We start from the raw sequence: 6,031 nt of genomic DNA, 5'->3' as shown, positions 1-6,031 counted from the left end.
AGCTTATACGGACTCGTATTTTTCACTCACCAGGTGGGAAGCTTCCTTGGTGCTTGGGTTGGCGGTCGAATCTATGACTACTATGGCTCTTACGAACCGATTTGGTGGTCGACGGTCGTGATGGCATTCATAGCTGCACTGATTCACTTCCCTATTAACGATAAGCCTGTTGAACGCTTACAACTCGCCAACGCGTGATAATCTGCACCTCTCTGCCACTTTCAAATTAAATTGTGGCAGAGAGGCCATTATTATTTAACTTTTCCGTTTTTCTTACCGCAAATCTATTAACATTAAGGCAACTTTATTCCACACGTTCCAACTCCTATTACGTCAGGTGAACCATGCTTATCGAAAGCTTAGATCAATCAGCCTTAATCGCTATTGTACTTATATTTATCGGCTCTTTTGTACAAACGGCTATTGGCTTTGGTTTAGCTATTGTTGCTGCACCATTACTCTTTTTAGTCTCGCCTGACTATGTTCCCGCACCAATTTGTATCGTGGCATTGTTTATTTCAATTCTAAACGCCATGAAACACCGTTCAAGCATATCGATCGGTGGTTTAAAAATGGCGTTGATTGGCCGTGTGCCAGGGTCACTCGCTGGCGGTGTATTACTCGTTATGGTTTCAACCAGCGCCCTATCCTTGTGGCTAGGCTTTCTTGTGGTATTTGCCGTTATTGTTAGTCTGTTACCGTTTCGAATAGAACCCACACCAGCACGCATGGGAATTGCTGGCTTCTTTTCTGGCTTCTTTGGTACCAGCTCAGCTATAGGTGGCCCACCTATGGCTCTGTTACTTCAACATCAAGAAGCGAGTGAGTTACGCGGTAACTTATCTGCATTCTTTGTATTCAGTTCTATTCTTTCACTACTAGTGCAAATACCTGCTGGCTTTCTGACTCTGCACCATTTAACTATCACGATTCCATTAATTCCGGCTTCTTGGCTTGGTTACAAGTTGGCAATGTTAACGACTCAAGCATTACCCAAAGAAAAGATTCGAATTGGGGCTTTAGGACTCTGCTCAGTCAGTGGTATTACTGCGATTTGGCAAGGTCTATCGATGACCTAGTCTTCTGATGAAAAAAGTCAATGGGGCAAATTAGAACATATCCCTCGATGCGTCAGATTGTAGAAATATTTCCGATTGTTACTATGCACCTAACAGTTCATTACGTAGATAAGAATAAAAATGAAAACAGTAACTATAGATATTGTATCTGATGTCGTCTGCCCTTGGTGCATCATTGGCTATAGACGATTACAGGTCGCTCTGGAACAACTTAAAGCTGAGGTTACTGCCGACATTCAGTTCCACCCTTTTGAGCTTAATCCTTCAATGCCAACCGGCGGTCAGAACCTTAGCGAACACCTAATCGAAAAATACGGCACGACACCTCAACAAAGCCGTGAAACTCGTGACATGATTACGAATACAGGGAAAGAGCTAGGGTTTAGTTTTAACTTTTCACACGACATGCGCATGTACAACACACGTAAAGCTCATCAGTTGTTACTGTGGGCAGGTGATTTCGAAAAACAAGCTGACTTGAAGCTCGCGATGTTTTCTGCGTATTTCACAGATAACGTATGCATTGAAGATAACAACGCCTTACTCGATATTGTTGAGTCTGTCGGTTTAGATAGAAACAAAGCAATCAAAGTAATCGAAAGCAGTGAGTGGGCCAAAGAAGTGGAAGCTATTGAAACACAATGGACGAATGCAGGTATTCAAGGCGTTCCGGCGTATATCATCAATAAAAAGCATTTAATTACCGGAGCTCAAGAACCTGAAACTCTCGCTCAGGCGATCAAAGAAATTTCTGATCTAGGCTAAAACGTTTGCGCTGCCCTGTGATATTTAAAATAAAAAAGAGCACAGCGCGCTCTTTTTTATTTGTTAGTACTTAATTAATAGCTAGTATCAATTCACAACATCAAGTCCTTGTTGCCAGAATGCAATCTCCATTCGTGTTGCCGTTCTAAACACTTCAATTAGATTTTGTCCACGCTGACTAGTCTTATCAATCTCAGAAAGTAGCTCATCAAGGTGCGCTGTACTTTGCGCGACACCCTTCTGAAACTCTTCACCGCTATACAGTTCAATCCAACTTGCGAACGGGTTACCTTCTAATACGGTTTGTTCATCGTTAATCAGGTTTCGTCCAATTTCAGCATAACCGATTGAGCAAGGTGCAAGCGCGGCATACAGGTCAACAATATCCCCTGTCATTCCAGCATCTAATACATAACGAGTATAAGCGACAGTACCAAAGTCTTCTGGCTCACCTTCTAAGTCAGACTCAGTCAATCCCCATTGGCTACAGTACGTCACATGATGGCCAATCTCTGAATCCAGCAGCGCATGAACACTTGGAAGAGCTTTGCGCATATCAGCAAGTGTACGAGCTTTATAAATAGCTAGCGCGTACGCTCTTGCATACTGCTTCAAAAACAAAAAGTCTTGCTTTAAGTAATGTAAGTAGCAAGGTTGAGCTAATTGGCTATTACCCAATTGCTGAACAAATTGGTGTTTAGTATAGGCATCCCAATCTTCACGGCATGCGTTAATTAAGTCTTGATGATTCATATTCTATTACATCACTCTTATTGAAAGCTTGGTACGTAGTCTTGGGCTTTAGGCAGCGTTTTAATGATTTTTTGGTCATACATAAACTGCGCGTAATCATCATAACGTTTTAGATCTACCGCTGAAGGACGAAGAGCGAATCGAGTTAAGGTATCGTTCCATGCACGCTCATTTAACTCATTATTTAACGTATCTGGCGCATAAGCGACGAACTCTTTCCATGACTGTTGAGGGTGGTTAACAATGTAGGTCGTCGCTTGCTCTAATGCTTTGTTGAAAGCTTGAATCGCTTCTTTATCGTAGGTGTTTGCGTTTGCTACAAATACCAACTCATCATAAGCTGGAACACCATGTTCTTCTGGGAAAAATGCTTTTGACTCATAACCTTCTAATGCCAACTGATTGGTTTCAAAATTACGTAACCCACCCCAAATCGCATCCACTTTGCCAGAGGCTAAAGATGAAGATAGTGCCCATCCCACATTGATAATTTGGACATCTTCGTAATTCACGCCACCCGTTTTCAGCATTGTACCTATCGTCGCTTCCTCATTTCCTGCAATAGCGATACCAATCTTTTTGCCCTTAAGATCCGAAAGATCATCGACCTTTTTATTGTCTAGAACCATCAGAGTATTTAGTGGCGTCGCGATCAACGTAGACGCTCGAATAAGAGGTAATCCAGCCGCAACATCAATGGTGAGGTTAGGTTGATATGAAATAGCCAGGTCGACTTTATTTGCAGCAACAAGCTTTGGCGGCGTACTTGGATCTGCTGGTTCTTGAACTACCACTTTTAAACCCTGCTCTTCGAAGTAGCCTCGTTCTTTAGCGATAACAATAGGGCCATGGTTTGGGTTCACAAACCAGTCCAACATTAGCGTTAGTTCTTTTGTTTGAGCTTGTACATTCATTGTGAATGCTGAAGCTGCAAGCGCAACTGCGCTTATAATTGATTTGTTTTTCACTGGATTTCCTTTTGAATTTTCATTTTTATAATAGACCGTCAATCATTGACGCTTTTTGCTTTACCACTAGAGAAGCTCTTTCTAGGATTATGCTTCCCAAGGAATAAATTTTTTCAGAGCTTTATCTGCGATGAAATAGAGCGACACTGACACCACTGATAAAATAAATAGAGCAGCAAACATTTCGTCAATCATCATTCGAGCATTCGCCTGTAACATCAAATAGCCCAACCCTTCACTCGAACCGACCCACTCGCCAGCCACCGCACCAATCGGAGCTATAACGACGGCAACTCGAATACCAGAGGCCAAAGTAGGTAATGACGCGGGAAGTTGAATATGTCTTAACATCTGCCATTTACTTGCTCCCATGGTTTTCGCGAGATCGAGATACCCAGTAGGGGTATTTCTTAATCCGTCATAGCAGCAAGTTGTCACTGGGAAGAAGATAATCAAAGCAGCCATAACGACTTTAGAGGCTATGCCATAGCCTAGCCACAGCATGAGTACCGGAGCGATAGCGAATACCGGAATGGCCTGGCTTGCGATTAAGATAGGCAGTAACCAACGCTTCACCGGTTTGAATAGCAACATCTGTAACGCAAACAGCATCCCCATAGAAAGGCCGAGTAATAAACCCAATACAATTTCTTTCGCAGTCACCCACGTATGTTTTGCTAACACGTCATAGCGTTGAATCAGTCGTTCAAACACCTCCAAAGGGGCTGGAAGAATAAAAGACGGCATTTCAAAGATAACCACAACGCTCTGCCAAATCCCGATGATGACTAAAATGCTGATCACAATACGAGCCGCTGGATGTGATGCTCGTTCTTTGCGTTTAAGGCCTTGTGAGATGACGTTAAGTTGAGTCATGTCACTCATAGTCGCTCTCCAACTTCTCAATAATGCTTTGCTGTAACACCGCGCAGTCAGCGTCAATCCTTCGTGGTATGACTGACTCAGGCACTGCCAATTCTTCTGCATGGGCTGGAGTGCCCTGCATAATGAAAAGCTTACTCGCTAAACGAATCGCTTCTTGTGGATCATGGGTGATCAAGACAACGGTTTTCTCACTCAATAATTCGTGAGCCAAGTTTTGCAAGCGATGCCGAGTCACAGCATCTAGGGCAGAGAAAGGCTCATCCATAAGTACTATGGGCTTGTCTTGCATTAAGGTTCTCGCCAAAGCAACACGTTGACGCATCCCTCCAGATAACTGCTGTGGTAACAATGCCGATTTACCTTCTAAACCAACTTTAGCTAACAGGTCTAATGCTTGCTCTCTTCGCTCTGAGCTATTGTTATTACTTGTTTTATCTTTACTAGAACGCTTGTTGTGACCAAACCTGTCGCTTAGCAAAACGTTATCAATCACAGACAACCAAGGCATCAACAAGTCTTGTTGCGCCATGTAAGCAATGCGGTCGCTGATACGAATCGAAGATAATTTGTCTTCAGCTTTGATGAGCACTTCACCAGACCACTGGGCTTTTTCATCCAAAAGACCCGCGAGGTATCGTAATAAAGACGTTTTCCCACAACCGCTTCTGCCCAGTAAGCAAGTCCAGCTTCCGAGTGGAATTTGCATATTTAAACCGGAAAGTGTGGCTTGTAGACTGTCCTTGTACTTAAGGTGTCCACCGACTATTTCAATATGATGCAAGCCTTGTACTCTCGGCCTCAATTCGCAAGACTCCTCACTATCTACAAGTTGAGTGCTAGCAAACATCACGATGACCGTGGAAAAAGTGATTTACAGGGCCATGGCCTTTTCCAATATTCAATTCATCAGCATGAGCGAGCATTTGAGATATAACACTTACCCAATTTGGCGGCGTCTAAAAGTGAGTAGCCTTGAGCGAGGAAAGAGGCGATAGAAGAAGAAAGCGTACAACCCGTTCCATGAGTATTCGTAGTCGAGACTCTTTTGGCGCTTAGGCGTTCAACGCTTTCAGGAAAAATCAGTAAGTCATTGCTGTTCTCATCAGACTCAAGGTGCCCACCTTTTAAGAGCACACTATTAGCACCTAAAGCACGTAATTCAGTGATCATTTGTGCCATCTGATCTTCATTTTCAGGGACAGCGCTGCCGATCAGAGCCGCCCCTTCAGGAAGATTAGGAGTAATGACATCGGCGAGAGGCAGCAACTCAGCTTTTAATGTACTGATGGCTGATTGTTCCAGTAATAAATCGCCACTAGTCGCCACCATCACAGGGTCGACCACCAAAAACTCAGGTCGGTACTGCTTAATCTTAGAAGCGACAACTTTGATAATGCTAGAGTCAGCGAGCATGCCCACTTTGACTGCGACAACATTCAGATCTGAAAACACGGCATCGAGCTGCTTTTCAACATGCTCAATTGGGATAGGAAAAATGGCTGAAACGCCAAGGGTATTTTGAGCAGTAATTGCGGTAATCACTGAACACGCATAACCACCAGTGGCAGAAATGGCTTTAAT

Annotated in this window: 6 protein-coding genes and 2 pseudogenes; 3 read left to right on the top strand and 5 right to left on the bottom strand. The window is 43.4% G+C overall.

Annotated elements, in window-relative coordinates; all coding sequences use genetic code 11:
• The 3 genes and pseudogenes from L4C33_RS18770 to L4C33_RS18760 form a co-directional block, all read left to right on the top strand.
• Positions 1 to 198: pseudogene (locus L4C33_RS18770) on the top strand (MFS transporter); the annotation flags it as partial.
• Positions 199 to 350: 152 nt separating this feature from the next.
• Complete coding sequence (locus L4C33_RS18765; RefSeq protein WP_428813934.1) at positions 351 to 1,079, top strand: sulfite exporter TauE/SafE family protein; 729 nt, start codon at positions 351 to 353, stop codon at positions 1,077 to 1,079.
• Between the two features lie 120 nt (positions 1,080 to 1,199).
• Complete coding sequence (locus L4C33_RS18760; RefSeq protein ID WP_428813931.1) at positions 1,200 to 1,844, top strand: DsbA family oxidoreductase; 645 nt, start codon at positions 1,200 to 1,202, stop codon at positions 1,842 to 1,844.
• Positions 1,845 to 1,931: 87 nt separating this feature from the next.
• Here the strand turns inward: L4C33_RS18760 and tenA are convergent, their stop codons facing one another.
• The 5 genes and pseudogenes from tenA to thiD form a co-directional block, all read right to left on the bottom strand.
• Positions 1,932 to 2,597, bottom strand: coding sequence for a thiaminase II (gene tenA / locus L4C33_RS18755; protein WP_428813930.1), 666 nt, complete (start codon positions 2,595 to 2,597; stop codon positions 1,932 to 1,934).
• A 17-nt stretch (positions 2,598 to 2,614) separates the two neighbouring features.
• Positions 2,615 to 3,511: an ABC transporter substrate-binding protein gene (locus L4C33_RS18750; protein WP_428813933.1), complete on the bottom strand. Its 897-nt coding sequence runs from the start codon at positions 3,509 to 3,511 to the stop codon at positions 2,615 to 2,617.
• Positions 3,512 to 3,652: 141 nt separating this feature from the next.
• A complete protein-coding gene (locus L4C33_RS18745) occupies positions 3,653 to 4,450 on the bottom strand; it encodes an ABC transporter permease (protein ID WP_428813929.1) in 798 nt (265 codons plus the stop codon).
• Positions 4,443 to 5,231, bottom strand: a complete 789-nt coding sequence (locus L4C33_RS18740; protein WP_428813932.1) for an ABC transporter ATP-binding protein — start codon at positions 5,229 to 5,231, stop codon at positions 4,443 to 4,445. Before L4C33_RS18740 ends, L4C33_RS18745 begins: the two co-directional genes overlap by 8 nt.
• 55 nt (positions 5,232 to 5,286) lie before the next feature.
• Positions 5,287 to 6,031: pseudogene (gene thiD, locus L4C33_RS18735) on the bottom strand (bifunctional hydroxymethylpyrimidine kinase/phosphomethylpyrimidine kinase); the annotation flags it as partial.

This window comes from Vibrio makurazakiensis (genome assembly GCF_050337375.1).
GTDB classification, from domain to species: Bacteria; Pseudomonadota; Gammaproteobacteria; order Enterobacterales; family Vibrionaceae; genus Vibrio; species Vibrio makurazakiensis.
Note: the sequence above shows the minus strand (reverse complement) of the source record. Positions and strands in the feature narration are given on the sequence as shown.

Excerpts from the sequence above, each read along its gene's own strand:
- L4C33_RS18745 (WP_428813929.1), bottom strand. The coding sequence starts at position 4,450 with ATGAGTGACATGACTCAACTTAACGTCATCTCACAAGGCCTTAAACGC.
- L4C33_RS18750 (WP_428813933.1), bottom strand. The coding sequence starts at position 3,511 with ATGAATGTACAAGCTCAAACAAAAGAACTAACGCTAATGTTGGACTGG.
- L4C33_RS18760 (WP_428813931.1), top strand. The coding sequence starts at position 1,200 with ATGAAAACAGTAACTATAGATATTGTATCTGATGTCGTCTGCCCTTGG.
- tenA (WP_428813930.1), bottom strand. The coding sequence starts at position 2,597 with ATGAATCATCAAGACTTAATTAACGCATGCCGTGAAGATTGGGATGCC.